The following is a 26619-nucleotide window of genomic DNA, read 5'->3' as shown; positions in this document are numbered from 1 at the left end:
TCCCGGTGGCGCAGATCTCGCCCCTTTGGGCGACGGTGCTGATCTGGATCATGCTGGTGACCGCCCTTTGGGCACTGTTAAGTGCGGGCAACGGTGACAGGCTTTGGCTACGAACCCCGATTGCACTTTATGCCGGGTGGTTGACCGCCGCCTCCTGCGTGGCCTTGGGGCTTATGCTGGCCGGGCATGGCATTCTGGGCGAGCGACTGGCGGCGCTGGCGATGATCGTGCTGGCATTGGTGATTGCCTTGGTCATCATGTCCCTGCGCGGTGATACGCCCGAGTATGTGGGCGCGGTGATCTGGGCGCTGGTGGGCGTGGTGGTGGCCAACCTCGGCACGGCGAACTGGGCGGTGCTGGCGCTGTGCACGGCGGGCATTGTGATGCTGGCGCTCAGCGCTTGGCAGGCCCATGCGGGCCTGTCGCGCGCAGACGGCCTGAGCAGGCCCGATAAGCGTTAACCCTGTGCGCCGCCCCGGCCTTGGATATGCTTGCGCAGGCGCGAGGGCGTTGATTTCTTCTTGTTCTTGTAGGGATTCTTGGAAGATTGCGAGCGCATGTGCAGGCGGATCGGCGTGCCCGGCATATCGAAATCTTCCCGCAGGCCATTCACCAGATACCGCGAATAGCTTTCCGGCAGTTTGTCGGGATGCGAGCACATGACAACGAACCCGGGGGGCCGGGTTTTGGCTTGGGTCATGTAACGCAGTTTGATCCGGCGCCCACCCGGCGCGGGGGGGGGATGGGCCTCGATCATGCCCGTCAGCCAACGGTTCAGTTGCGCGGTGGAAATCCGGGTGTTCCAGACGTCATGCGCCTTTTCCACCGCCGCGCGCAGCCGGTCCAGCCCCTTGCCCGTCTTGGCCGACACGGTGACCAGGGGGGCGCCGCGCAATTGCGGCAAAAGGCGTTCAAAGGCTTCGCGCAGGTCGCGCAGCTTTTGCTGTTTCTCGGCCTCGACGTCCCACTTGTTCACCGCCACGACCACGGCGCGGCCTTCGCGTTCGGCCAGGTCGGCGATGCGCAGGTCTTGTTGTTCGAACGGGATGGCGGCATCCAGCAGGACAACGACCACCTCGGCGAATTTCACCGCCCGCAGACCATCGGCGACCGAGAGTTTTTCGACCTTGTCCTGTACCTTGGCGCGTTTGCGCATGCCGGCGGTGTCGAAAACGCGGGTCGGCATCCCCTCCCAATCCAGCGTGAGCGAGATCGAGTCGCGGGTGATCCCGGCCTCGGGGCCGGTTAAAAGCCGGTCTTCGCCAAGAATCTTGTTGATCAGTGTGGATTTGCCGGCGTTGGGGCGGCCGATGACAGCCACCTGAAGCGGTTTGTCGACGGTGGGTTTGATCGGCGCGTCGGGATCAACCTCCCCCTCTTCGTCGACATCAACTTCGACCTCGGGCGCATTGGCTTGGGCGCGTTCCTCATAGGTTTCGGCCACGGGGGCAAGGAGCGAATAAAGCTCGTTCATGCCCTCGCCGTGTTCGGCGCTGAGCCGCACGGGTTCACCAAGGCCAAGGCCGTAGGATTCGTAAACACCGGCATCGGCGGCACTGCCTTCGGCCTTGTTGCAGCCAAGGATCACGTGATCGGCACGGCGGCGCAGGATATCGGCGAAGACTTCATCGCTTGGCGTGACGCCCGCACGGGCGTCGATCAGAAAGAGGCAGACATCGGCCATGTCCACCGCGCGTTCTGTCAGCCGCCGCATCCGCCCTTGCAGCGAATCGTCGGTGGCCTCTTCCAGGCCCGCGGTGTCGATCACCGTAAATCGCAGATCGCCAAGCCGCGCTTCGCCTTCGCGCAGGTCGCGGGTAACGCCGGGTTGGTCATCGACCAGGGCAAGGCGCTTGCCGACAAGGCGATTGAACAGCGTGGATTTGCCCACGTTCGGGCGGCCCACGATGGCAAGGGTGAAACTCATGATTCAGGCTCCGGGGCGGGTCAAGCCGCCCTGTTACAGCATCGGCGCGTCAACGGAAAGCGTGCAATTGCCCCTTCTTCGACACGACATAGAGCGTTTGGCCCGCCACCACCGGGTTCGAGGTGGCCCCGCCCGGCAGCTCTATCGTCCGGCGAAGGGCGCCGTTGACCGGATCAAAGAAGCGCAGTTTCTCGTCTGACGAGGCCACGATCAGTTGCCCGCCAGCGATCACCGGGCCGTAGTGGCCGAAAATCTGGGTTTGCCGGCGCACCCGTTTCTTGGTGAAGAACGGCAGGGCCTGCCCCCAAATGCGGCTGCCATCCTCGGCGGAGAGGCGCAAAAGCTCATTCCGGTCCGAGATCATGAACACCGAGTCGCCCGCAGGCCAGAGCCGGTTAAGCGGACCTTCGTTGGCCGTCCAAAGGCGTTCGCCGTTGGCGATGTTGAGCGCAACCGTGCGCCCGGAATGGTTTCCGACATAGACGGTATCGCCATCCACCACGGGGGCGCCGGTGATATCGTCGACCAAGGCACTGGCAAAGCCATCCCGGGTGCCCGCCACCTGCGCATCCCAAAGGCGCAAGCCGCCTTTGCGGAAGGCGCCCTGAAGCTCGCCTGCGCCGAAGGCAAAGACAGCGTATTTATCGGTAACCGCAGGGGCCGGACCGCCCAGCACGTTGTTGATGTCGGGCGTGCCGCCAAGGCGCCATTCGATACGGCCGGTATCGGAATTGATGGCCCAGGCGATCTCGTCGCCCGCAACGAGGTAAACCATCCCGTCGCGCACCGTGGGATCCCCCGTGGAGGTGGCATCGAGATCCTGTTGCCAGATCTGCGCGCCGGTGGCCGGATCAAGCGCCGTCAGCAGGCCAAAGCCCGAGGTCACGAAAAGTTTTCCGTCGCCATAGGCCAGACCACCGCCGGAGGCATCCGAGGACCGATCGTTCGCCGGCGTGAAATCGGTTGTCCAAAGCACTTCGCCCTGGGTGCTGACCGCCGAAACCTGGGCCTGCGAATCGAGGGTGAAGACGCGCCCGCCTGCGACGACCGGATCGGCGGTGATGCGGCTGCGGCGACCGTCGCCTGACCCGATATTGACCGACCAGATGCGTTGCGGTGCGGCGCCCAGCGCAGGATGCGCGACACGGGTCGCCGGGGTGGCGATGGCCTGCGTCCAGTCGGAATTGCTGCGAGCGGCAGGCAAAGACAGGGGCAAGGCCCGGTTTTGCGGCCGAGCATCAGGGGCGGCGGTCGCGTCATCGGAGAGGATCGAGCGAATGTTCTCACGCTCACCTTGAAGGATCGCCTCGCGTTTGTCACAAGCCGCAAGCGACAGGACTACGGAGAGTCCCAGAAAGATTGCCGTGGATTTCAACGCCTTTGCCCCCGTTCCTAACCTTTCACGCGCGGGCCCTTTTGGCCCACGGGTGGTTTTCTAGCCCTCGTTGCCGAGTTGCCCCGTCGCACCCGCCTCTGGCAGGTCGCCACCGAGAGCTACAATCACTTGAGACACGCGCCGACGCAAGCCTGCGGTTGCCTGAGCGTCCTGAGCAACCTGCGTCAAACGGTCAATGGCCGCCGCGGTGTCACCCGTTTCAATATCGATCATGGCCAATTGTTCCTCGGCCAGAAGCCGCACAAGCCCCCCCGACAGCGCCAAGCCGTCCAGTCGCGCCCGGCGGTCATCCAACGAAAGCCCCGAGTCCGGAAGCGCCACGGCCTTGAGCGTGGCCAATTGCCGGTAAACCGGTTCAATCCCATCGCGGTCGGCCACGGCCAGAAGGCGGTTGGCGGCGTCTTGCGCGTTCTGGGTGCCGAATTCGGCAGCCGTCAGAAGGTCAACCACAGCCTGCCCACCGGCATCGGGGGCCTCGATGGCGGCCAGGGCATCGGCCCGGGCGTCGCGTTCGGGCAGCTCCAACGCGGATTTGATGGCATCGCCAAAGGCTTCGGCTTCGGCGCGGTCCTGCGCCTTGCGCCATTCGTTCCATGCCGCGCCGCCCACGATCAGCAGCACTGCCAAGCCAGCAATCCAGCCATAACGCTTCATCAGGCCGAACAAGCGGTCGCGCCGGACCTCTTCGGTCACTTCGTCGATAAAACTGTCGGTGTCGCTCACGCGCGCCCCCCTTGCGAATATTGCCCCCTCTTATCGCGAAGCCCCGCCCCTGCCAAGGGGCAGCCCGCATGACAGCAAAGGGGCGCAGGGCGGGCCAGTCCGGGTTGTTCCGCCATCATCGCGGCTCTTCCGGTTACTGCAATAATGTCTGTCCCCCTACAACGTATGTATGGTGACACAGAGTATTGCAGTATCTGGAAGAACCGCGATGACCCCGGACTTTCGTGGACGAGCCTTGTAAAAAAGGGCGATAGGGCGGGTGGTGTCGTGGTGGGCGGATTGCAAAGGTGTTTGCAGAGATCGCGCAAAAGGGCCTGTGGGCGACCTAGAGGGGCTGTGGGGCAGAGGGCGCGGCGCGAAAGGCCTTTTAAACAAGGGTTAAACGGGCCATTGGCGGGCACATTAAAGCATGAAAGCGCCCCCAAAGCCCCCTTCGGAACTGGGAACTGACCGGCCCAGTTGCCTGCCGAGTTCCCAGAACGAGATAAACGGCGCGAAAACAACGCCTTACGCAATCACGGCGTGATTTATCGTGAATTCGAACTGGGAACTGATTTTCGCAGAGAAACGGCAGCTAAACGCGCTTTTCGGCACGGGTTTTAGCGGAACTCAGACGCTCTGAGAGGTCCGACATATCAACCGTATCAGAACTCGGGACCGGGGCCTCAAGAACCTCATCCTGCTTTACCGCCAACAGGCTGTCGCGAATCTCAGTTAATAACATCAACGCCTTGTCCGCCGCGAGGAAAAGCACACCGAAGAGCAAGCCGGTCACCCCAAAGGGTAGTGGTACAAAACTCTCTTCAACAGCCGCGAAGAATAATAGAAAGGCGCCGATGGCCAGGGCGATATAGGCTGAGATGCGAAGGGAGATCATGGCGTATCCTTTTAGCTATAAATTGCAGCACGAGGATTAGAGGTTAAAGCGGGCCGACCGGGTCCGTCCAGGCGTGGCCGGACCAAACCACCTCTCCGAGAACCTTCATACGGTTCATTTCCTCGCCCCGCCGGATGTCCGTCGGGTGATCCGGATTGTCCGAGGTCAGTACGATCATCTCACCCCGGACAACAAACGTACATTGTTGCACGAAAGCCTGACTTGCAGCTTCGTGGCGAAAAGTTTAATCTGAACCGGACAGTTTAGCGTATACTGTGCCATCAGGTTGGGAGTAATTTACCGGCTCTGATCGCGTGTCCGGAAGGTTTGATAGATGCGACTTTTTCCGATTCTTGCCGCCATCGTTGCGATCGGCCTGATTTATGTCTTCGTGTTCGAGCGCGAGCGGATTGCCGCTGTCATTGACCCGGGCGGGGGCACACAGACCGAGGCCGAGGCGGAAACCGCCCCCGAGGCCACGCCGGAATATGAAACCGTTGGGGTGGTTGCGATCAAGTCCAAGGCCCGCGAGATCGACAGCGCCGTGGTTCTGCGCGGCCAGACCGAAGCATTCCGCCAGGTCGACCTCCGCGCCGAAACCAGCGGCCAAGTGATCTCCGAGCCGATCCGCAAGGGGACCATGGTCAGCGAAAGCGATGTTTTGTGCCGTCTTGATCCGGGCACCCGCGATGCCACCTTGGCCGAAGCGCAGGCGCGTCTGGCCGAGGCGCAAGCGCGAGTGCCCGAGGCTCGCGCGCGTTTGACCGAGGCGCAATCGCGGCTGGAAGAGGCACAGATCAACGACCGCGCCGCGCAGGCCCTGTCGGCAGATGGCTTTGCCTCGGAAACGCGCGTGGCGTCGACCAAGGCGGCGGTCAGTTCGGCGCAGGCCGCAGTGGAAACCGCACGGTCGGGCCTTGCCACCACCCGCAGTTCCATTCAATCCGCCGAGGCCGCCGTGGCGGCGGCGGAAAAGGAAATCGAGCGGCTGACGATCACCGCGCCTTTTGCGGGACTTCTGGAAACCGATACCGCCGAATTGGGCAGCCTTCTGCAACCCGGCGGCCTTTGCGCCACTGTGATCCAGCTGAACCCTGTGATGTTGGTTGGCTACGTGCCGGAAACCGAGGTGTCGCGCGTTGAGATCGGCGCGCTGGCCGTGGCCGACCTGGCCTCGGGCGGGCGTGTCGAGGGCGAAGTGACTTTCCTGTCACGCAAGGCCGACCCCACCACCCGCACCTTCCGCGTGGATATCGAGGTGCCCAACCCGGATCTGACCCTGCGCGACGGGCAAACAGCCGAAATCGTCATTGCCGCCGAAGGCACCAAGGCGCATCTGTTGCCGCAATCGGCGCTGACGCTGAATGACGAGGGCACCCTTGGCGTACGCCTTGTGACCGACGAGAACGAGGCGGGCTTTGCCCCGGTGACCCTATTGCGCGATACCAGCAACGGCGTGTGGCTGTCGGGCCTGCCGGATGAGGCCAATGTCATCACCATCGGGCAGGAATATGTCACCGATGGCGTCAAGGTGAACCCGAGCTATCAGGAGCTTGGCCAATGACGGGCATCGTCGATTGGGCCGCCGCGCGGGCGCGGATGGTCATTGCCTTTATCGTGCTGTCCATTCTGGCGGGCAGCTTTGCCTACATCGGCCTTCCGAAAGAAGGCGAGCCGGACATCGAGATTCCGGCGCTTTTCGTTTCGGTGCAATTCCCTGGCATTTCCGCCGAGGATAGCGAGAAACTTCTGGTCAAGGTCATGGAAACCGAATTGTCCGATCTGGACGGGCTGAAGGAAATGACCGGCACGGCGGCGGAAAACTATGCCGGGGTGGCGCTTGAGTTCGAATTCGGCTGGGACAAGACCAAGATCATGGCCGATGTGCGCGACGCCATGAGCACCGCCGAGGGCAAGTTTCCCGAAGGCTATGAGAAGTACACGATCAACGAGATCAATTTTTCCGAGTTCCCGATCATCATCGTGAACCTGACGGGCGATGTGCCCGAACGCACCATGGCGCGGCTGGCCAAGGATTTGCAGGACGATCTGGAAGGGCTTGAGCCGATTCTGGAGGCGGGGATCGCGGGTAACCGCGACGAGATGGTCGAGGTGGTGATCGATCCGCTGCGCCTTGAGGCCTATAACGTCACGGCGGGCGAATTGATTACCGTTGTGCAAAACAACAACCAATTGATCGCCGCCGGTGAGGTGGAAACCGAAACCGGGGCGTTCTCGGTCAAGATCCCGTCATCCTTCGATGAGACCCGCGATATTTACGACCTGCCGGTGAAAACCAATGGCGACCGGGTGGTGACGCTGGGCGATCTGGCGCGGATCAACCTGACCTTTGAAGACCGCACCGGCACCGCGCGGTTCAACGATGAAACCACCGTTGCCCTTCAGGTGGTGAAACGCAAGGGCTTCAACATTATCGAAACCGCCGACCTGGTGCGCGAGACCGTGGCCGGGGCCGAAGCCGAATGGCCCGACAAACTGCGTGCGGCGGTGGAGGTTGGCACCTCGAACGACCAGTCGCGCACCGTGGCCTCGATGGTCAGCCAGTTGGAAGGCTCGGTTCTGACGGCGATCGCCCTGGTGATGATCGTGACGCTGGCCGCGCTTGGCATCCGCCCTGCCCTTTTGGTGGGCTTTGCGATTCCCACGTCGTTCCTGCTCTGCTTTGCGCTTTTGGCGCTGATGGGCGTGGCGGTGTCGAACATCGTGATGTTCGGCCTAATCTTGGCCGTGGGCATGCTGGTGGATGGGGCCATCGTGGTGGTCGAATACGCCGACAAGCGGATATCCGAGGGCGAAGGCCCGATGCATGCCTATGTGGCCTCGGCCAAGCGGATGTTCTGGCCGGTGGTCAGTTCCACCGCCACGACGCTGTGCGCCTTCCTGCCGATGCTGTTCTGGCCCGGGGTGCCGGGGGAGTTCATGGGCATGCTGCCCGTCACCCTGATTTTCGTCCTATCCGCCTCGCTTCTGGTGGCTTTGGTGTACCTGCCTGTGATGGGCGGTGTGACCGGGCGTACCGAGCGGTGGTTCACCACATGGCTGTCGCAGATCGGCGATGGCTATTGGCTTTGGCATCTGCTGCTTTTTCCGGTGGCGGTGGCGGCCGTGGCGGTGGCCGGGCAGGTCGCGCCGCTTTTGCTGAGTGAAGTGTCAGGCCAGTTCGGCCAGATGGATGCAGGGCGTGTGATCGCCTCGGTGATTCCCACGCTGGCGACGGTTTTCATCCTGCTTTTGGGGGTTGTTGCCCTGGCAGCGATGGGAATTTCCGGGGTCGTGGCACTGCTTTTGGGCATAATGGCGATTTTCCGGCGCTTCCGGAATGCCATTGCATGGCTCAAATCCAAGGTGTTTCCAAAGCGCGCGGGCCGGGTAAAAGCGGGCTATCGCCGCTCGCCCTTCGGCTGGGTCATCCATGCGATTGCCGCCAACCCGGTGATGCCGCTGGTGGCCTTCGCGATGATCTTTGTTCTCGTCGGGTCTGTCCTGATCTACTATGTCAACAACAACAACGGCACCGAGTTCTTCGTTGAATCAGAGCCCGAGCAGGCCATCGTGTACGTCCGGGGACGCGGCAACCTTTCGCTTGAACAGAAAGACCACCTTGTCGAAGAGGCCGAGCGCGTGGTTCTGGCCCATCCCGGCGTGGAAACGGCCTTTGCCTTCGCGGGCGAAGGCGGGCTGAACAATAACACCGGCGGCGCGCAACCGCCGCTGGATACCATCGGTCAGGTCCAGCTTGAAACCATCCCGTGGGAGGACCGCCCGACCGAGACCGAGGCGTGGTTCACGATCCCTTTCATCGACTACACGGTCCGCCGCGCGGTAAGTGCCGAGGCCTATGACGGTGATACCATCATTGACGAGCTAACCGCGCAACTGGAGCAGATTCCCGGCATCAAGATCGAGATTCTGGCGCAGGCACGTGGCCCGGCCTCGGCCAAGCCGGTGCACCTGCGCCTGAAAAGCAACAACTGGGATGAGTTGCAAAAGGCCACCCGGATGGCCCGTGCAAAATTTGATGACACCACTGGCCTGACCTTGGTGGAAGATACCCTGCCCCTTCCCGGCATCGACTGGCAGATCAACGTCGATGTGGAAAAGGCGGGCCGTTACGGCGCGGATGTGGCCACGGTTGGGGCCATGGTGCAGCTTGTGACGCGGGGGATCCTGCTTGATACCATGCGCGTGCCGTCGTCCGATGAAGAGATCGACATCCGCGTCCGCCTGCCCAAGGAGGACCGGGTGTTAAGTACGCTGGACACCCTCAAGGTACGTACCTCCGATGGCCTTGTACCATTGTCGAATTTCGTCACCCGCGAGCCGGTGCAGAAACTGGCCCAGATCGACCGCGTCGATCAAACCCGTTACTTCGACGTAAAGGCGGGTGTGAAAGAGGAGCTGACCAAGACCGTCGCGGGCGAAAATGGCGATGGCGCCGAGGTGCCGATTACGGCGAATGAGCGGATCGAGGTTCTGACCGAGTGGCTGGAAAGTGGCGCCCTGCCAGCCAGCGTATCCTACGAATGGACAGGCGATCAGGAGGACCAGGAGGAATCCGGCGCCTTTCTGCAGAAAGCCTTTGCCGGCGCCTTGGGCCTGATGTTCATCATCCTTCTGGCGCAGTTCAACAGCGTTTATAACGCAGTTCTGGTGTTGCTGGCGGTGGTTCTGTCGACCACCGGGGTTCTGATCGGGATGCTGGTGATGAACCAGCCGTTTTCGATCATCATGACAGGCACCGGTATCGTTGCGCTGGCCGGGATCGTGGTGAACAACAACATCGTACTGATCGACACCTACCAGGAATACAGCCGCTACATGCCACGGATCGAGGCGATCACCCGTACCGCCGAGGCGCGCATCCGCCCGGTTTTGTTGACCACGACCACGACAATGGCCGGTCTTGCGCCGATGATGTTCGGCCTGAGCCTTGATTTCGCGAACGGCGGCTATGCCTTCAACTCGCCCACCTCGCTTTGGTGGAAGCAACTGGCGACGGCCGTGGTCTTTGGGCTTGGTATCGCAACGATGCTGACGCTGGTCTTCACGCCCTCGATGCTGGCGCTGCGGGTCTGGACCACGACCTATGTGCAATGGGGCGCGCGGGGGCTTGCCATGCTGTCGCTGGGCCGCAGCAGCCGTGCCGCGCAAGACTGGGCCCTGAACCGGGCCGCCGGGCGCACGCACCCGCCCGAAATCTTGTGGGACGAATACGGCGATCTGGACGAATACGAGGACGAACAAGGCGGCGCCCCGGATGCGCAGGCGATCAAAACCGTGGTCGCCAGACGCGGCGCCTCTGACACCGACGAAAAAGGCCGCCCGTTGAGAGCGGCCGAATAACGCCCGGATCGAATCATTGGCCTGAACCTTATTCTTGCCGCAATACCCGGAAACTAGGGCGATTTCGTCGCGAATTGCCGCACAATTTCGCAAAACGCCCGATTGCGTTTCCGTTTTCGCAACAAATTCACGGGCTGTGCATCTAAGTTTTGCCATATTTCGAATTTTGTGGCTTATTATGAGGGACAGAATCTGGGGATTATTAGAAATGAAACTGTTCAAGACATCCGCATTGGCCACCTTGGCCTATACCAGCAGCAGCGTCATGGCATCTGCCCAAAGCTATAGCTGGTGGGACTCATGGTTTAACTGGGGCTCGGGTTCTTCGGGTTCATCGAACGGCTCGTCGACCCCATCCGCGGTTCCGGAAATCGACGCCTCGACCGGCGTTCTGGCGATGGCGGCGGTTCTGGCCACGCTGGCGCTGGCTTGGGAAATCAAGCGCCGCCGCGCCCAGTAAGCGCTGCGTCCCAACCTTTAAAGCGTTTCCAGTTATTATTGTATCCCCAATACCCTGCCCGGCCTACGGTCTTCTCGGGACATTGGGGATACACTTTGATTCAAGGTAAACTGGAAACGCTCTAGATCAAGGTCCAATCGCCCCGCCACGCGGCAACCACGGCGATCAGGGCATTGGCCACGGCATGGGCGGTTATGGCATCAGCCAGCCGCCCTTGTCTTATGTAAAGCAGCGAAAAGACGACCCCGGCAAAGCCTGCTTCGAGCCAGCGGCCATGCAGCAGGGCAAAGGCCCCCGCCGACACGCCAATCGCCAGAACGCGGCGCGGCCATGTGCCATCGTCGATGCGGGTTTGCACGTATCCACGAAAAAACAACTCTTCGATCAATGGCACCAAGGCGACCGTGCCAAGGAGACGCAAAGCGGCCCAGGCCGCGAACACCAAGGGCGACAGGGCGAGCAAGGCCTCTGACGGGGCCTCGGGCGCAGGCGCCAACACGACCCACCCCAGACCGACCGCAAGCCCGGTCAGCCCCGAAAGGCCAGAGGGCCGCACAAGGTAATGACGCAGCGGACGGCGCACGTACCAAAGCGCGCCTGCCATACCCAGCACCTGCAAGGGATAACCCAGTTCGGGCGCGGCCCAGAAGGCATTGACCACGATCCCCGACAGCATGAAAATCACGAAAGGCAGGATACGCGCGGCCACATCATCTTGCGACAGGGGGGTCTCAATCCGCGGGGCTGTTTCCTTCTGGAGCCAGCGGAATTTGCTCACCGCGATCAACACGCCAATTGCCAGCGCCGTGAAGAACAGCCAGCCTGCGAAACTGTGAAAGCCATTGACCGCGAGCTCGGGCGAGCCATGCGCGCCGATCAGGATCAACACGGTGATCCGCACCACGTTCAAAAGCCAACTGAGGAAAATCGACACCGGCCAGACCAACAGCCAGAAGCGCCCCATGCGCAGCGTATCGCGGAACAAGATCGCATAAAGCGCCAGAAAGGCGGTGATCAGGGCAAAGCCCTCGATCCCCGAGCAACTGTCGGCGACGGCCACCAGAAAGCCGTTGGTGCCGATAATCTGTGTCTCGGGGTTGACCACGGGCACGCCCGCAAAAACCGAAAGCAGGATCGCCACCCCGAAAAAGGTGATCCGGGTCAGCACCTGCCAGTACCACAACGGGGCCATGAAATCCGCGATATCGGGCAGGATCAGCGCCAGGACACTCAGCGCCAGCAACTCGCGCCAGCGCGGCCGCAGCCAAGCCCACCAATCCCCCGGACGGGCCAGCCAGAAAAGGCCCCCCAATGCCGCCATGCCGCCCCCGGCCACCAGCACCGGGAAGATCAGGCCGAAAGCCGCGTTCATCTGCGATTGCGGCACGAGAAGCAGCGGCATGAAGGCCAAGGCCAGACCAAGGCCATGCAGGACCATCCACAGTTTCCCACTATCCTGCGCCTCGGCCATCACCGCGAAATCGCGCCGCGCCGGGGCGCGCGCCCAAAGGTATATGCCCAGCATGCAACCAAGGCACATGGCCCGCACCACCACTCCGCGCAGCCCGCGACAGGCGGTTTCAAGACTGGTCAGGCGGCATTCGACCGAGGCCAGAACCTGAAAGGCGACCACGATGGCCACCAGTTCCACGGCGAACAGCATCCAGATCCAGACCGCGCGTTGCGGCATCTTGAAAGACTCCACTTGTGTCATGCGCGCCACCCTTGACGAAGACCATGGTCAAAAGATGGAGATTACAAGGAAATTACAGCGTCGCTAGGCGGCCTCTTCGGCTTGTTGGCGTCGCCAAAGGCTGGCATATCGGCCCTGTTTGGCCAAGAGGTCGGAATGCGTGCCTTCCTCGGCAATGCGGCCATCTTCCAGAACGACGATCCGGTCGGCGTCGGCCACCGTCGACAGACGGTGGGCAATGGTTATGACGGTGCGCCCCTCGCCCGCGCGCTTCAAAGCGCCCTGAATGTCACGTTCGGTCTCGGTGTCCAACGCGCTTGTCGCCTCGTCCAGAAGAAGAATGGGCGGGTTTTTCAAAAGGGTTCGGGCGATGCCGACGCGCTGTTTCTCACCGCCCGAGAGCTTCAAACCGCGTTCTCCCACCTGTGTTTCATAGCCCTCGGGCAGACCGATGATGAAATCATGTATCTGGGCGGCCTTTGCGGCATTTTCGACCTCGGCCTGCGTGGCGCCATCACGGCCATAGGCGATGTTGTAGCCAACCGTGTCATTGAACAGGACCGTGTCCTGCGGCACGACGCCTATAGCGGCGTGCAGGCTTTTTTGTGTCACGTCGCGCAGGTCTTGCCCGTCTATGCGCAACGCCCCATCCTGTACGTCATAGAAGCGAAACAACAACCGGCCAATCGTGGATTTGCCCGACCCCGAAGGCCCGACGACGGCCACCGTTTCCCCCGGGCCGACGTGCAGATCAATCCCCTTGAGGATCGGGCGCTCGGCCTCGTACCCGAAAACGACACCATCAAGGGACAGCTCCCCGCCTTGCACATTTAAAACCTTGGCGTCAGGGTTATCCGAAACATCTGGCTTTTGCTCTAACAATCCAAACATTTCGCCCATATCCACAAGCGATTGCCGGATTTCGCGGTAAACCGTGCCGAGAAAGTTCAACGGCATGGTTATTTGAATCATGTAGGCGTTGACCATAACGAAATCGCCCACCGTAAGGCTGCCGTTTTGCACTCCAAGGGCGGCCATGACCATGACCGCGACTAGCCCGCCGGTAATCAGTAAAGACTGCCCAAAATTCAGAAAAGCCAGCGAATAGGAGGTTTGCAGGGCGGCGGTTTCATACCCTTCCATCGCCGCGTCATAGCGCGAGGCCTCGCGCTCCTCTGCGCCGAAGTACTTGACCGTTTCGAAATTCAGCAGGCTGTCGATGGCCTTTTGATTGGCATCGGTATCCTGGTCGTTCATTTGCTTGCGCAATTTCACGCGCCATTCCGTCACCTTGAAGGTAAAACCAACATAGGCGGCGATCACGCCCACCACCACGGCCAGATACCAAAAGTCGAACAAGGTCCAAAGGACGATGCCGATCATCAAAAGCTCAAGCACCAGTGGCCCGATCGAGAACAACAAAAACCGCAGAAGGAATTCGACCCCTTTCACCCCACGTTCGATAATCCGGCTAAGCCCACCGGTTTTGCGCGTGATGTGATAGCGCAGGGACATCCGGTGAATGTGAGTAAAGGTCTCAAGCGCCAATTGCCGCAGTGCACGTTGGGCCACGCGGGCAAAGATCACATCCCTAAGCTGTTGAAATCCCACGTTCATCAGCCGCGCCATGCCATAGGCCACGGTCAGGCCCACGGCGCCCGCACCCAGCATCCAGGCCGGGTTTTGCCCCTCTCCGGCCAATGCGTCCACGGCGGCCTTGTAGAAATAAGGCGTCCCCACGGCGACCAATTTCGCAATGAAAAGCGCGATCAAGGCCAGCACCACGCGGCGCTTCACCCATGCCTGACCTTCGGGCCAGAGATAGGGCGCAACCCGACGGATCGTAGACCAGCCGTCAGCCGGTGTTTCGGTTGTGGTCAGGGTGCTGCGGCGCATGGATTGGCCTGTTTGGATTGCCTGAGCTTCAGATAGGCCGAAAGACGACAAAAGGCCAGAGCAGCAACAGGTTAGTCAGCCTGTGGCACGGAAAAAACCTGTCCTGGATAAATCAGGTCAGGATCGCGGATGCGATCACGATTGGCCTCGTATATGCGGACATACATCGTACCCTCACCATAGTTCCGGCGCGAGATCGCCCAAAGGGTGGCCCCCGGCTGTACGGTGACGGCGCGCACACTTTGGCCCAACTCCCCTTGGGTCGAAATCACGTCCCTTGCTTCGCGCTTGAAGGGGGTTTCGATACGCGAGATCACCTCACCTTCGGTGCTGACCTCGTCAATCCGCAGGGTATAGACCCCGGCATCGACACTTGGCAGATCGGTCCGCCATGCACCGCCCTGCTTGATGCGGGAGGTCGTGATCGCGCTATTGTCCAGATAAATCCGCACGAAGCCTTCCCCCTGCGCGCGCCCCGTCAAGCGGACTTCGCCGTCCTCGGCATAGCTGATGGCGTCAAGCGCCACACTGGTCATTGCCTCGGGGGTGCCTTGCGCCGTCGATACAGCAGGTTGAAGCACCTCGACACCCTGTGCATTTGACAGAATAACCGCCTGTGGCTGTGTATTTTCCTTCTTGATGTCAGGTGCTTGCGCCACGTCCTGTTCACGTTCGATCGCCCCGCTTGCCGTTGTCTCGGGCGCTTGCAACTCCGGTGTCAGCACCCCGGCATCCGGGACCGCGGCCGTTTCCACGGGGGCCGACATCGGAGCAATGATGATCTCATCCTTCGAGGCCAGCGCCTGATGGCCGTTCTGGGCCAGCATGCTGAGTGTCAGAACGCGGGCGCCAGAACTGAGCGGGATATCATCAAAGGCAACGAAATCGCCGTTTGCGTCGGTTGTCACACGGGTCAATTCCTGACCGTCCAGAAGGATCGCCACAGTCCCACCTGCGGCGGCCCTGCCCGCAACCAGCAATCCACCATCAGGGGCGAGCCGGAAGTTGGAAAACGTCGGAGGTGCGGGCGTAACCTTGTCCGGGGCTGTTGCTTGGACTTCCGGCTGTTTGGAGGGCGCGTTTTCGGTTTCGGTCTCTTCGACGGTCAAGGCGGTTTGCCTGGGTTCGCTTTTGTCCTCCGTCGACAAGAAGCCAGAGGCAAAAAGCCCCAGTCCACCACCAATGATCACGACCGCCGCTGTCGCGATCGCAAGGCCCTGTCCACTGGCCATTCCCGCAAGTTTGCTCATACCTTTCCCCTTGTGAGACGTCCCCCGCGCCACACGGTTGCCGGAGAATAGCAACAAGGCTATCACTGGTCAAAACAACCCTTTGGGACGTAGGGAAAATTTCATGTCAACACGGTCTGTTTGTGTCTTTTGCGGCTCACGTGCGGGGGCGCGCCCGGCGTATGAAGCCGAGGCCACGCATCTTGGGGCCCGTCTGGCCGAAGGTGGGTATCGCTTGGTTTATGGCGCCGGGGATGTCGGCCTTATGGGGGCGGTGGCACGCGCGGCCCAGGCCGCGGGAGGCGAGACATTCGGCGTGATCCCCGAGCATCTGGTTCGGTGGGAGGTGGGCAAGACCGACCTGACGCGATATGTGGTGACCGAAACCATGCATGAACGCAAAAAGGTGATGTTCATGAACTCGGACGCGATCGTGGTTCTGCCCGGCGGTGCGGGGTCGCTTGACGAGTTTTTCGAGGTGCTGACATGGCGGCAGTTGGGCCTGCATGACAAGCCGATTTACCTTCTGAATACAGAAGGTTACTGGACACCATTAAGGCAATTGATGGACCATGTCGTGGACCAGGGTTTCGCCGACGCCAGCCTGCTGGGCTTCATCGAAGAAATCGACGATGTTCAGGGGCTGATGGCGGCCCTTCGCGCGGCCTTGTCCTGACGCAGGGCGGAGGTGGTGTAAAGCGCGAGGGCGGTCCAGATCATGGCGAAGGCAATGGCGTGCCAGACGCTGAACGCTTCACGGAAAATCAGTGTTGCCACAAGGAATTGCAGGCTGGGGTTCAAGTATTGTACCAGCCCCACGGTGGAGAGCATCACGCGCTTGGCGGCATAGCTGAAAAGGATCAGCGGCAGGCCGGTAAGGATTCCTGAGAAAATCAGCATAAGACTGTCTTGCCAGTTGCTGGCAAAGCTGCCGCCGCCCTGACCGTGGGTGAGGCCAAGCACCACCAAGGCGATGGGCGACAACATCAGAACCTCGGCTGTGACCGAGACAACCGGGCCGACGGAAAGGCCTTTTTTAACAACACCATAGAGACCAAAGCTCATGGCAAGAACAAGGGCGATCCAGGGGGCGACGCCCAGGCCCGCCGTAAGGGTGATCACCGCCAGCGCGGCCAGTCCGACGGCCAGTATCTGCACCCGGCCCAAACGTTCCTTGAAGACGATGGCGCCCATGATGACGCTGACCAGGGGGAAGATATAGTAGCCAAGTGAGGCCTCAACCGCTTTCCCTAGTTGAATCGAGGTGATGAAGGTGAACCAATTGAGCGAGATCAGCAGCGCCGCCGCACCGATGACCACCGCCGAACGCCGGGTGCCCACGGCGGTTAGCAACATGCGAAACCGCCCCTGAACGACCAGCACAAATGCGAAAAAAATCAATGACCACAAGGTTCTATGGGCCAGAATCTCGATGGGCGGGATATGTTCGAGCAGCTTGTAATAGATCGACGAAAGGCCCCAGACGGTGCAGCAGGCCACCATCGCAAGAACACCTTTGACCGGCTCGCGCATCGTCTTTCCCATTCACTTTGACCACGCCCAAGGGGTGCGCCATGGGGCACGGAATGGCAAGCGGGAAAAACGTACGAGTCGTACGTTTTATACGCGAGTTTCGTACGAAATCCGGGCGGCGGTGTCGAAAGAACGTACAAGTCGTACGTTTCAACCTTTTGCTAACCTTTGGCCGTCATGGTGGCGGAACAGGAAGCAGAACGGGATTCGGCATGCGACCGGCGGAAACATCAAGCAAGACCCGGGCCGATGCGCAGAGGGCGTGGTCATGGAAAGACGGTCACATTGGTCTTCCCCCCACCCCAGCGAAGCGCCACGCCAATCGGCACCCGCATGACTGGATGAGTGCCGACATCAGCCCCCCGGACCACCGGGGGACAAATGTGCCCGCGAAGGCCAACCTAAAGCGTTCCGCCTTTCACCTGGGCCATCAGCGAAAGGCGGAACGGGTGCAACGCTCGCACTTTGGCTGCATTCCGCGACAAGCCGTGAGCCAGATTTTCGCGAAACGCTTTAGAAAAAGGCCATGTCAGAGCTTGGGATCGAATTCCTTCTTGAGCAGCTTTTCGACCTTGTCTAGCGGATGGTTCGTGAGATCCTTGGAAAGCTCGCCGACAACACGCTGCTCCACTTCCTTGTGCAGCGTCTTGCGTAACTGCCCCAACACGCCGGAGGGGGCGACAAGAACGATCCGGTCAAAAGCCCCCTTGTGGGCGTAACGGTAAAGCTTGTCGGCCAGATCGTCGGCGAAGCGTTCCTTGGCCAGTTCGTGCCAGTCGGTGTCGTCCATGGCGGACAACTGTCCCGCGCCGCCGTCCTGCATCCGGCCGGGGCGGTTTGCGGATTGCTCATAATCCGAAGGGTTTTCTTGTTCCTCTTTCTTCACGACTTCGAAACCGGGGGTGATGGCATCCAAGGTGTTCCTGACAAAAAGCGCCTTTTCGCCATCCGCGATCAATACCCATGTTCCGTTGGTCAAGGTGGCCATCTTATTCGTCTCCCCGGTCTGCGCCGCTGTCTTGTTCGTCTGCCTTGGTCACGCGCGTTGCCCCACCGGGCCGTTCCTTGGCGCGCTTTTCCTCGTCACGGGTGGCAATCTTGCGGGCAAGATCGCCGCCGGCGCGCCCTTGATCGGCAACCTGATCCTTGTCGCCGAGAATCGCGTCGCTGTCGCGGTGACCGTCTTTCGACCTCTGACGTTCTGCCATTCTTGCCTCCGTTTCGTTGTTGTCATTGATGTAACGCAAGCCCCCCGGGCAAGGTTCCGGCCAAATAAAAACGCCCCCCGGCACAAGCCGAGGGGCGCAATCAACCTTGGTTCGTTCCCGGAATTACATGCGCGAGGCGACGTTTTCCCAGTTCACGAGGTTGTTCAGGAAGTTATCGAGATAGGCCGGACGCTTGTTGCGGAAGTCGATGTAGTAGGAATGTTCCCACACGTCGCAGCCCAGAAGCGCGGTTTGACCAAAGCAGAGCGGGTTCACGCCGTTTTCGGTTTTGGTCACTTTCAGCGCGCCATCGGTGTCTTTGACGAGCCACGCCCAGCCCGAGCCGAATTGACCCGCGCCCGCGGCGGCGAATTGCGATTTGAATTCGTCGAGCGACCCGAAGCTTTCGTTGATCGCTTTTTCCAGTTCACCGGGCATGCCGGTGCCGCCGGGCGCCATCATTTCCCAGAACTGGTTGTGGTTCCAGTACTGCGAGGCGTTGTTGAAGATACCGTTCTGGGCGACGGCATTGGCGTCGTAGGTGCCCTTGATGATCTCTTCGACGGATTTGCCTTCCCACTCGGTCCCGGCAATGGCCTTGTTGCCATTGTCGACATAGGCCTTGTGGTGAATGTCGTGGTGGTATTCCAGTGTTTCGCGGCTCATGCCGTGATCGGCCAGAGCATCGTGCGAATAGGGAAGATCGGGAAGTTCAAAAGCCATGTGGGCCCCCTGTTCGTTTCAAAATCTACAGGCCACTACATGGGAGCCTTGACCCCGCAAGGTCAAGGCCCAAAGGCGGATAATTCCACCCAAAACCGTCAGGAAAACAATCCGACTTCGCCGCCTTCAGCCACGGCATCGCGCAACAGGTTGAAGGTGTATTCGGCGACCGAGCGGAAGCAGACGATTTGCACGGTTTCGGCATCGGGCATCCAGATGGCGGCGGGGATTTGCGCCATGCGGGTGCGGCGGAACATGCCCGGCTCGAACGCGCCCGGGGTCATGTCGACGGGGCAGAGCTTGGCCAGGGTTTCGCGTACGCCTGCCGCGCTGCCCGACACCCGGAACATCGCGCGGGCGTCGGAGACATTGACGGCAAGGAAGTGTTCGCCGGAAAGGGCCGCTTCGATCAAGGCCAGCGTGTCGGTGACGCCTGCGTAATCGACCATGATGAGCAACTCATCGGGCGACATCCAGGCCACCGCGCCCTTGTCGCCGGTGTTCAGGCTGCGCAGCGCGGGCACGTCCTGCCCCGTGGCCTCCTTGACGGCGTTTTTCACCTTGGCCGAGGCCAGATCGCCGCGCAGGGTGATCATCCCCTGCAGGCCCATTTCCTCGACCCGGGCGAAGCCCTGCACTGTGGCGCCGTTGAGGGCGCTGACGGCTGCGTTAGACATTTTGCTTTTCTCCGTCCTTGTCAAAGAAGACCTGATCGACGATTTTCGCTTTCACGATGGTGCCGTCCACCTTGGGGAAATCAAGCACCTCGCCCATGCGGTCGGGGCCATTGTGAACAAGGCCCATGGCGATGCCACGGTCAAGAGTGGGCGAGTAGTAGGTCGAGGTGACCCGTCCCTGCAGGTTGCGTTGCCCATTGGCGTTGGTGCCATCGGCCACCGCATAGGCCCCATCAGGCAGGACACTGCCATCGGTGGTTTCAAGGCCCACCAGCTTCCAGCGGTTGGGATCGGCCATATGCTCGCGTTCCTGCGCGCGCTTGCCGAGGTAATCCTCTTTCTTCTTGGAAATCGCCCAGTGCATCATGAGGTCTTGCGGGATGACGGTGCCATCGGTTTCGTCCCCGATCATGATGAAACCCTTTTCGGCCCGCATCACGTGCATAGCCTCGGTGCCATAGGGGGTCACGCCGAATTCGGCACCGGCCTCCATCAACGCATCCCAGAGCGCGCGCCCATGGCTGGCCGGCACCGAAAGCTCGAAGCTGAGTTCCCCGGCAAAGGAGATACGGAAGACTCGTGCGGGAATGCCCGCGACGGTGATTTCGGTCCAGCCCATGAAGCTTAGCGCCTCGGCGCTGACATCATCGTTGGTCAGTTTTTCAAGCACCTTGCGCGACTTGGGGCCCGCGACGCCAATCTGGGCATACTGTTCGGTGACATTGGCGGTATAGACCTTCCAATCCCACCATTCGGTTTGCAGCCACTCTTCCATATGGGCGTGGATGCTGTCAGCGCCACCGGTGGTTGTGTGGCACAGGAAGGTTTCCTCGTCGATTCGGGCGACGACGCCGTCATCGCTGAGAAAGCCGTTTTCGCCACACATCAGGCCATAGCGGCAGCGGCCCGGTTTCAGGGTCGACATCATGTTGGTGTAGAGCATGTCCATGAAGCGCCCGGCGTCGGGCCCCTTGACGATGATCTTGCCCAGGGTCGAGGCATCCAGCAGCCCGAGGCTTTCGCGGGTTTGCTTGATCTCGCGGATCACCGCATCCTCGACGCTTTCGCCCGATTTCTGGAAGGTATAGGGGCGGCGCCATGCGCCCACCGGCTCCCAATGGGCGCCGTTTTCCTCGTGCCAGTCGTGCATGGGGGTTTTGCGGATCGGCTGGAAGGTGTCGCCGATGGCATTGCCCGCGATGGAGGACAGGGAAATCGGCGTGTAGGGCGGGCGGAAGGTGGTTGTCCCGGTTTGCGGGATCGCCTGCCCCAGCGCGTCCGAGAGGATCGCCAGGCCGTTGATATTGCTGAGTTTCCCCTGATCGGTGGCCATGCCGAGGGTGGTGTAGCGCTTGGCGTGTTCGACCGATTCAAAGCCCTCGCGCGCGGCCAATTGGATATCCGAGACCTTCACGTCGTTCTGGAAATCGAGCCATGCTTTCATGCGCAGCTTGATGTTGGCACCTTGCGGCATCATCCAGACGGGTTGGATCGCGGCATAGGACGGGGCCTCACCCTTGGGGGCTGTGCCGGATTTGCCCTTGTGGCCGGTGGCCTTGGCGGCGGCTTCGCCTGCGCTTTGCGCGTCCGTCAGGGCCTCGCCCAGCGCGAACATGCCGTTGGCGGCACCTGCGGCGATGACGAAGCCTTCACCAGTGTCGCCGGTGGGGGCCTTTTCGGGGTCGGGGCGGAACATCGCCTCGGCCTCGTCCCAGATCAGCTTACCGCCGCAATGCGACCAGAGGTGCACGACGGGGGACCAGCCGCCCGACATGGCGACCGCATCGCATTTGATTTCCTCCAACACCGCGCCTTCGCCCGCTTGGGCGCAGATGGCCACGCCTTCGACGCGCTTGCCGCCTTTGACCGATGCGATGCCTTTGCCGGTTTCAACGCGGATACCCATGTCGCGGGCACGGTCGGCCAACGCCCCGCCGCCCGAGGCGCGGGCATCAAGGATCGCGGGAACCTCAAGGCCAGCCTCTTTGAGGGTGATGGCGGTGAGATAGGCATCGTCGTTGTTGGTGACAACGACAGTCCGGTCGCCAATCGAGACACCGTAGTTCACCGCGTAGTCGCGCACGGCCGAGGCCAGCATGACGCCGGGAATGTCGTTGCCTGCGAAGCTGAGCGGGCGTTCGATGGCACCGGTGGCGGTGACGATCTGCCCGGCACGGATGCGCCAGAGGCGGTGGCGCGGGCCTTTGGCCGATGGCGCGTGATCGTTCACACGCTCGTAGCCCAGAACATAGCCGTGGTCATAGACGCCCGCGCCCATCATGCGGATGCGCAGGGTGACGTTATCCATGGATTTCAGTTCATCAAGGGTGGCGTCGACGAAGGCCTGTGGGTCTTGGCCATCAATCGTGCCGCCATCCACGGGCGCGCGGCCACCCCAGTGGGGGTCTTGTTCCATCAAAAGCACCTTGGCCCCGGCCTGCCCCGCCGCCTTGGCGGCTTGCAGACCGGCGACACCACCGCCGATCACCACCACGTCATAGAAGGCGTAGAAGTGTTCATAGCTATCCTGATCGCGGTCGCGCGGCGCCTTGCCCAGACCGGCCGATTGGCGAATGAAGGGTTCATAGACGTGTTTCCACAGGGGGCGCGGGTGGATGAACATCTTGTAGTAGAAGCCCGCGGGCAGGAAGCGCGCGAAAAGCTTGGAGTTGAGAATCCCGACGTCAAACTCAAGGCTGGGCCAGTGGTTCTGCGAGGTGCAGGTCAGGCCATCGAACAGTTCGGTCGTGGTGACACGCTGGTTGGGTTCGAATTTGCCATCCTCGCCCAGCCCCACAAGCGCGTTGGGTTCTTCGCCGCCCGAGGCGACGATGCCGCGCGGGCGGTGGTATTTGAAGGAGCGCCCAACAAGCATCTGGTCATTGGCCAGAAGCGCGGAGGCGAGCGTATCGCCTTCGACGCCCTTCAACTGTTTGCCGTTGAAAGAGAAGTCCAGCGTGCGGGATTTATCGAGAAGGCGGCCGCCAGTGGCGAGACGTGTGCTCATGTCCTAGGCCCTCGTGCCAGTGGTGATGGTCGGAAAGTGGGTATTTTTGCCAAGAAAAAGCATCATGAGAATTCTCTCCAGCTCCAGCCGGGGCGCTTGGCGGTGATCTTGTCCTTGATCTCTTGCGGCGGTTCCAGCGTTTGGGCCGAGTAGGTGCCGAAGACCTCAAGCGTCATGGTGCAGCGGGCGGCGTGGAACCACTTGCCGCAGCCGTTGACGTGCCGCCAGCGTTCGAAATGCACGCCCTTGGGGTTTACCTTTTCAAAAAGGTAGCCGTGGAAGTCATCATCCGAGGAGCCGGGGCCAAAGCGTTTGAGGTGCGCCTCACCGCCCGAGTGGAATTCGGTTTCTTCGCCGCGCACGCCGCAGCAGGGGCAATCGAGAATGAGCATGTCTTTCCCTCCTTAGTGTGCGACGCCGGCGGCGACGGATTCGTCGATAAACCGGCCTTCCTTGAAGCGGGTGAGCGAAAACTCGTCGCAAAGCGGCGAGTGGCCCTTGGCGATCAGCTCGGCAAAGCCCCAGCCCGAGCCGGGGGTGGCCTTGAAGCCGCCGGTGCCCCAGCCGGAGTTGATGAAGACGCCATCGACCGGGGTTTTCGACAGGATCGGCGAGCGGTCGCCGGTGATGTCGACGATCCCGCCCCATTGGCGCAGCATCTTGAGGCGGGCGACCATCGGGAAGGTTTCCACGAGGGCGCGCACGGTTTCCTCGATATGGTGGAAGGAGCCGCGTTGCGTGTAGCTGTTGAAGCCGTCGGTGCCGCCGCCGATGACCATTTCGCCCTTGTCCGATTGCGACATGTAGCCGTGCACGGTGTTGGCCATGACGACGCAATCCATGCAGGGTTTGATCGGTTCCGAGACAAGCGCCTGAAGCGAGACGGATTCGATGGGCAGGCGGAAGCCCGCCATATCGGCGAGGTGGCCGGAGTTGCCCGCCACGACGATACCCAGCTTGTCACAGGCGATATCGCCACGGTTGGTGGTCACACCGGTGACCTTGTCGCCATCGCGCGACACGCCGGTGACTTCGCATTTCTGGATGATGTCCATGCCCATGGCAGAACAGGCCCGGGCAAAGCCCCAAGCCACGGCATCGTGGCGCGCGGTACCGGCGCGGGCCTGCCAGAGGCCGCCAAGGACCGGGTAGCGCGGACCGTCGAGGTTGATGATTGGCACGATTTCCTTGACGCGCTGGGGCGAGATGAACTCGGTCGAGACCCCTTGCAGGGCGTTGGCGTGGGCGGTGCGTTTGTAGCCGCGCACCTCGTGCTCGGTCTGGGCCAGCATGATCACGCCACGGGGCGAGTACATGACGTTGTAGTTGAGATCTTGGCTGAGGGTCTCGTAGAGCGAGCGAGATTTTTCATAGATCGCCGCCGAGGGGTCTTGCAGGTAATTGGAGCGGATGATCGTGGTGTTGCGCCCGGTGTTGCCGCCCCCCAGCCAGCCCTTTTCGAGGATCGCCACGTTGGTGATTCCGAAGTTCTTGCCAAGGTAATAGGCGGTGGCAAGGCCGTGCCCCCCCGCGCCCACGATGATCACATCGTATTTTTTCTTTGGCTCGGGCGAGGCCCAGGCCCGTTCCCACCCCATGTGGTTTCGCAGGGCTTCGCGGGCGACGGCAAAGGCGGAATAACGTTTCATGCGCGCTCTCGGAAATCTGATGGATTCGCGGCACGGGGCCGCCTGCCCCCCGTGTATGATACAGGAAGGTTTCGGGGATCACATTCTGCGCGGCATAAATTGCGCGATAAGCGACATCGGCGTGCATCGGCGGCATTGTGACCTCTTGTCCCTTTCATCGCGGCGGCGCGATAGCTACATGGGGACCAAATACTAGGGAGAAATCATGGTTTTCTGGATCGTGGCCGGGGGTCTGGCGCTGGCTGTCAGCATGATACTGGGGCTTGCCCTGTTGCGCGGGCGCGTCGGCGATGCGCCGCCTGCGGCCTATGATTTGCAGGTCTATCGCGACCAGTTGAAGGAAGTGGACCGTGATCTGGCGCGCGGGGTGATTTCCGAGGCCGAGGCCGAGCGGCTGCGGGCCGAGGTGTCGCGCCGGGTGTTGGCGGCGGATGCGCAGTTGCGCGCAGGCGGCGAAAACGGCGGGCAACCCGGGCGCGGTGGCTGGATCGCCGCCGGTTTGGTGGCCCTTGGGTTGGCCGGTGGATCGATGGCGCTTTATGCGCAGGTGGGCGCGCCGGGGTACCGCGATGTGCCTTTGAAAACGCGGCTGGCGATTTCCGACGAGGCGCGGCAGAACCGCTTGAGCCAAGCCGAGGCGGAGGCCCGGGTGCCCACGCCGGACGTGCCGACCGAGGCAAGCCCCGAGTTCCTGGAGCTGATGGAAAGGCTGCGCGAAACGGTGGCGCGGCGCGAGGGCGATTTGCGCGGGCTGACCCTGTTGGTGCGCAACGAGGCCGCGATCGGGAATTTGACGGCGGCGCATGAGGCGCAGGCGAAACTGATTGACGCCAAGGGCGCGGAGGCCACGGCGCGCGACTATGCCTATCGCGCCGACCTGATGATCAGCGCGGCGGCGGGCTATGTCAGCCGCGACGCCGAAGGCGTGCTGCGCGTGGCGCTGGAGCATGACCCGAGCGAGCCGACAGCGCGCTACTATCTTGGGGTTTACATGATGCAGGTGGACCGGCCCGATGCGGCCTTCCGCACCTGGGATGCGCTGCTGCGCGAAAGCGACCCTTCGGCGCCATGGGTGCCGACGATCCGCGAGCGGATCGAGGAGCTGGCCTGGCGTGCGGGGGTGACGGATTATCAATTGCCCGCGATGGCCGATGCCCCCGGCCCCAGTGCGGCGGATGTCGAGGCGGCGGGCGAGATGAGCGTGGAAGAGCGCCAGCAGATGATCCGCGGCATGGTTGACGGGCTGTCACAGCGTCTGGCCGAAGAAGGCGGCACGCCGGCGGAATGGGCGCGCCTGATCCGGGCGCTTGGTGTCCTGGGCGAAACCGATCAGGCATCGGCGATCTGGACCGAGGCGCAGACCCGTTTTGCAGAGGCACCCGACGCCATGGCGCTTGTGCGCGAGGCGGCACAGGCAGCGGGTGTGGCGGAATGATTTTCGAGGACATCGAGGGATTCGCCGGGGCGGTGCCCTCGGGCCGGGGCCTTTTGGGCATTGATCTGGGCACCAAGACCATCGGCGTGGCGCTGTCGGACAGGCTTTTGTCGGTGGCTTCGCCCTTGGAAACCATCAAGCGCAAGAAATTCGGGCTGGACGCGGCGCGGCTGCTTGAGATTGCGCAAGGGCGCGAGGCCGGTGGGATCATCCTTGGCCTGCCGCGCAATATGGACGGCAGCGAAGGACCGAGATGCCAATCGACCCGCGCCTTTGCCCGGAACCTGGAGAAACTGACCGAATTGCCGATTGGCTTTTGGGACGAGCGTTTGTCCACCGTGGCCGCCGAACGGGCGCTTTTGGAGGCGGATGCGACACGAAAGCGTCGCGCCGAGGTTATCGACAATGTCGCGGCCTCCTATATCCTGCAAGGTGCATTGGACCGTTTGAGGCATATGAGGGCAGCGACGTGAAAGACGACAAGGTCTGGAGCCGAAACGAAATCGAAAGCCCCTGCATAAGGGTCTGCGTGGTGCACCCCGAAGCCCGGATTTGCACCGGCTGCTATCGTTCGATCGACGAGATCGCCAGTTGGTCCAAGATGAGCGCCGAGGAGCGCCGCGAGGTGATCGACGCCCTGCCCGACCGCGCGAACCTTTTGAAAAAACGCCGTGGCGGACGGGCGGCGCGGCTGGCCCGCGGATAACCAAAAGGCGTGGCTGCGCCACACAGGTTTATTTTGATAAGGGTCGCTGCCCCTTTTGGCCTTCGGCCAATTCACCCCGGAGTACTTGGGGAAAGATGAAGCATATCCAGGACTTC

Annotated in this window: 24 protein-coding genes; 8 read left to right on the top strand and 16 right to left on the bottom strand. The window is 61.7% G+C overall.

Annotated features, from left to right (window positions below):
- The first annotated feature begins 5 nt into the window (after positions 1-5).
- Positions 6-461 (top strand): hypothetical protein, encoded by a 456-nt coding sequence (locus RBB32_RS08790; RefSeq protein WP_306152326.1) that lies wholly within the window; start codon positions 6-8, stop codon positions 459-461.
- Here the strand turns inward: RBB32_RS08790 and der are convergent.
- The 5 genes from der to RBB32_RS08765 all read right to left on the bottom strand — a co-directional run bounded on the left by der (position 458) and on the right by RBB32_RS08765 (position 5101).
- Positions 458-1927, bottom strand: coding sequence for a ribosome biogenesis GTPase Der (gene der / locus RBB32_RS08785; RefSeq protein WP_306152325.1), 1470 nt, complete (start codon positions 1925-1927; stop codon positions 458-460). The genes RBB32_RS08790 and der overlap by 4 nt on opposite strands.
- A gap of 49 nt (positions 1928-1976) precedes the next feature.
- Positions 1977-3302, bottom strand: a complete 1326-nt coding sequence (locus tag RBB32_RS08780) for a PQQ-like beta-propeller repeat protein (protein WP_306152324.1) — start codon at positions 3300-3302, stop codon at positions 1977-1979.
- A gap of 60 nt (positions 3303-3362) precedes the next feature.
- Positions 3363-4046, bottom strand: coding sequence for a hypothetical protein (locus RBB32_RS08775; RefSeq protein WP_306152323.1), 684 nt, complete (start codon positions 4044-4046; stop codon positions 3363-3365).
- 574 nt (positions 4047-4620) lie between these two features.
- A complete protein-coding gene (locus tag RBB32_RS08770; RefSeq protein WP_306152322.1) occupies positions 4621-4923 on the bottom strand; it encodes a hypothetical protein in 303 nt (100 codons plus the stop codon).
- 43 nt (positions 4924-4966) lie between these two features.
- Positions 4967-5101 carry a hypothetical protein gene (locus RBB32_RS08765; RefSeq protein ID WP_306152321.1) on the bottom strand — a complete coding sequence of 45 codons (135 nt, stop codon included), beginning with the start codon at positions 5099-5101 and terminating at the stop codon, positions 4967-4969.
- Between the two features lie 156 nt (positions 5102-5257).
- On the opposite strand from RBB32_RS08765, the gene RBB32_RS08760 reads away from it, so the two are divergent.
- The 3 genes from RBB32_RS08760 (at position 5258) to RBB32_RS08750 (ending at position 10747) form a co-directional block, all read left to right on the top strand.
- Positions 5258-6487, top strand: coding sequence for an efflux RND transporter periplasmic adaptor subunit (locus RBB32_RS08760; protein WP_306152320.1), 1230 nt, complete (start codon positions 5258-5260; stop codon positions 6485-6487).
- Positions 6484-10287: an efflux RND transporter permease subunit gene (locus RBB32_RS08755; RefSeq protein WP_306152319.1), complete on the top strand. Its 3804-nt coding sequence runs from the start codon at positions 6484-6486 to the stop codon at positions 10285-10287. The genes RBB32_RS08760 and RBB32_RS08755 overlap by 4 nt, the downstream gene beginning before the upstream one ends.
- 208 nt (positions 10288-10495) lie before the next feature.
- A complete protein-coding gene (locus RBB32_RS08750; protein WP_306152318.1) occupies positions 10496-10747 on the top strand; it encodes a VPEID-CTERM sorting domain-containing protein in 252 nt (83 codons plus the stop codon).
- Positions 10748-10868: 121 nt separating this feature from the next.
- Here the strand turns inward: RBB32_RS08750 and xrtE are convergent, their stop codons facing one another.
- From xrtE to RBB32_RS08735, 3 genes are all read right to left on the bottom strand, one after another.
- The gene (gene xrtE / locus RBB32_RS08745) at positions 10869-12461 is read right to left on the bottom strand and encodes an exosortase E/protease, VPEID-CTERM system (RefSeq protein WP_306152317.1); all 1593 of its coding nucleotides are present in this window, start codon (positions 12459-12461) and stop codon (positions 10869-10871) included.
- Positions 12462-12524: 63 nt separating this feature from the next.
- Complete coding sequence (locus tag RBB32_RS08740; RefSeq protein WP_306152316.1) at positions 12525-14336, bottom strand: ABC transporter ATP-binding protein/permease; 1812 nt, start codon at positions 14334-14336, stop codon at positions 12525-12527.
- A gap of 71 nt (positions 14337-14407) precedes the next feature.
- Complete coding sequence (locus tag RBB32_RS08735) at positions 14408-15586, bottom strand: LysM peptidoglycan-binding domain-containing protein (RefSeq protein ID WP_306152315.1); 1179 nt, start codon at positions 15584-15586, stop codon at positions 14408-14410.
- A 103-nt stretch (positions 15587-15689) separates the two neighbouring features.
- On the opposite strand from RBB32_RS08735, the gene RBB32_RS08730 reads away from it, so the two are divergent.
- Positions 15690-16241: a TIGR00730 family Rossman fold protein gene (locus RBB32_RS08730; RefSeq protein ID WP_306152314.1), complete on the top strand. Its 552-nt coding sequence runs from the start codon at positions 15690-15692 to the stop codon at positions 16239-16241.
- Here RBB32_RS08730 and rarD read toward each other — a convergent pair.
- The 8 genes from rarD to RBB32_RS08690 form a co-directional block, all read right to left on the bottom strand.
- Positions 16202-17098, bottom strand: a complete 897-nt coding sequence (gene rarD / locus RBB32_RS08725; protein WP_306152313.1) for an EamA family transporter RarD — start codon at positions 17096-17098, stop codon at positions 16202-16204. The genes RBB32_RS08730 and rarD overlap by 40 nt on opposite strands.
- Before the next feature lie 529 nt (positions 17099-17627).
- A complete protein-coding gene (locus tag RBB32_RS08720; RefSeq protein ID WP_306152312.1) occupies positions 17628-18086 on the bottom strand; it encodes a host attachment family protein in 459 nt (152 codons plus the stop codon).
- 1 nt (position 18087) lies between these two features.
- Positions 18088-18306 (bottom strand): hypothetical protein, encoded by a 219-nt coding sequence (locus tag RBB32_RS08715; protein ID WP_306152311.1) that lies wholly within the window; start codon positions 18304-18306, stop codon positions 18088-18090.
- 123 nt (positions 18307-18429) lie between these two features.
- A complete protein-coding gene (locus RBB32_RS08710; protein ID WP_306152310.1) occupies positions 18430-19029 on the bottom strand; it encodes a superoxide dismutase in 600 nt (199 codons plus the stop codon).
- 98 nt (positions 19030-19127) lie between these two features.
- On the bottom strand, positions 19128-19706 hold the full coding sequence (locus RBB32_RS08705; protein WP_306152309.1) for a sarcosine oxidase subunit gamma: 579 nt from the start codon (positions 19704-19706) through the stop codon (positions 19128-19130).
- A complete protein-coding gene (locus RBB32_RS08700) occupies positions 19699-22713 on the bottom strand; it encodes a sarcosine oxidase subunit alpha family protein (protein WP_306152308.1) in 3015 nt (1004 codons plus the stop codon). The genes RBB32_RS08705 and RBB32_RS08700 overlap by 8 nt, the downstream gene beginning before the upstream one ends.
- A 62-nt stretch (positions 22714-22775) precedes the next feature.
- On the bottom strand, positions 22776-23105 hold the full coding sequence (locus tag RBB32_RS08695) for a sarcosine oxidase subunit delta (protein WP_294623473.1): 330 nt from the start codon (positions 23103-23105) through the stop codon (positions 22776-22778).
- Positions 23106-23117: 12 nt separating this feature from the next.
- On the bottom strand, positions 23118-24362 hold the full coding sequence (locus tag RBB32_RS08690; RefSeq protein ID WP_306152307.1) for a sarcosine oxidase subunit beta family protein: 1245 nt from the start codon (positions 24360-24362) through the stop codon (positions 23118-23120).
- A 205-nt stretch (positions 24363-24567) separates the two neighbouring features.
- Between RBB32_RS08690 and ccmI the strand changes: the two genes are divergently transcribed.
- The 3 genes from ccmI to RBB32_RS08675 are packed head-to-tail and all read left to right on the top strand — an operon-like array spanning position 24568 to position 26503.
- A complete protein-coding gene (gene ccmI, locus RBB32_RS08685) occupies positions 24568-25797 on the top strand; it encodes a c-type cytochrome biogenesis protein CcmI (RefSeq protein WP_306152306.1) in 1230 nt (409 codons plus the stop codon).
- A complete protein-coding gene (ruvX, locus tag RBB32_RS08680) occupies positions 25794-26270 on the top strand; it encodes a Holliday junction resolvase RuvX (protein ID WP_306152305.1) in 477 nt (158 codons plus the stop codon). The genes ccmI and ruvX overlap by 4 nt, the downstream gene beginning before the upstream one ends.
- Positions 26267-26503: a DUF1289 domain-containing protein gene (locus RBB32_RS08675; RefSeq protein ID WP_306152304.1), complete on the top strand. Its 237-nt coding sequence runs from the start codon at positions 26267-26269 to the stop codon at positions 26501-26503. Before ruvX ends, RBB32_RS08675 begins: the two co-directional genes overlap by 4 nt.
- Positions 26504-26619: the final 116 nt, after the last annotated feature.

The organism is Roseovarius sp. MMSF_3281 (genome assembly GCF_030733685.1).
Lineage (GTDB): Bacteria > Pseudomonadota > Alphaproteobacteria > Rhodobacterales > Rhodobacteraceae > Roseovarius.
Note: the sequence above shows the minus strand (reverse complement) of the source record. Positions and strands in the feature narration are given on the sequence as shown.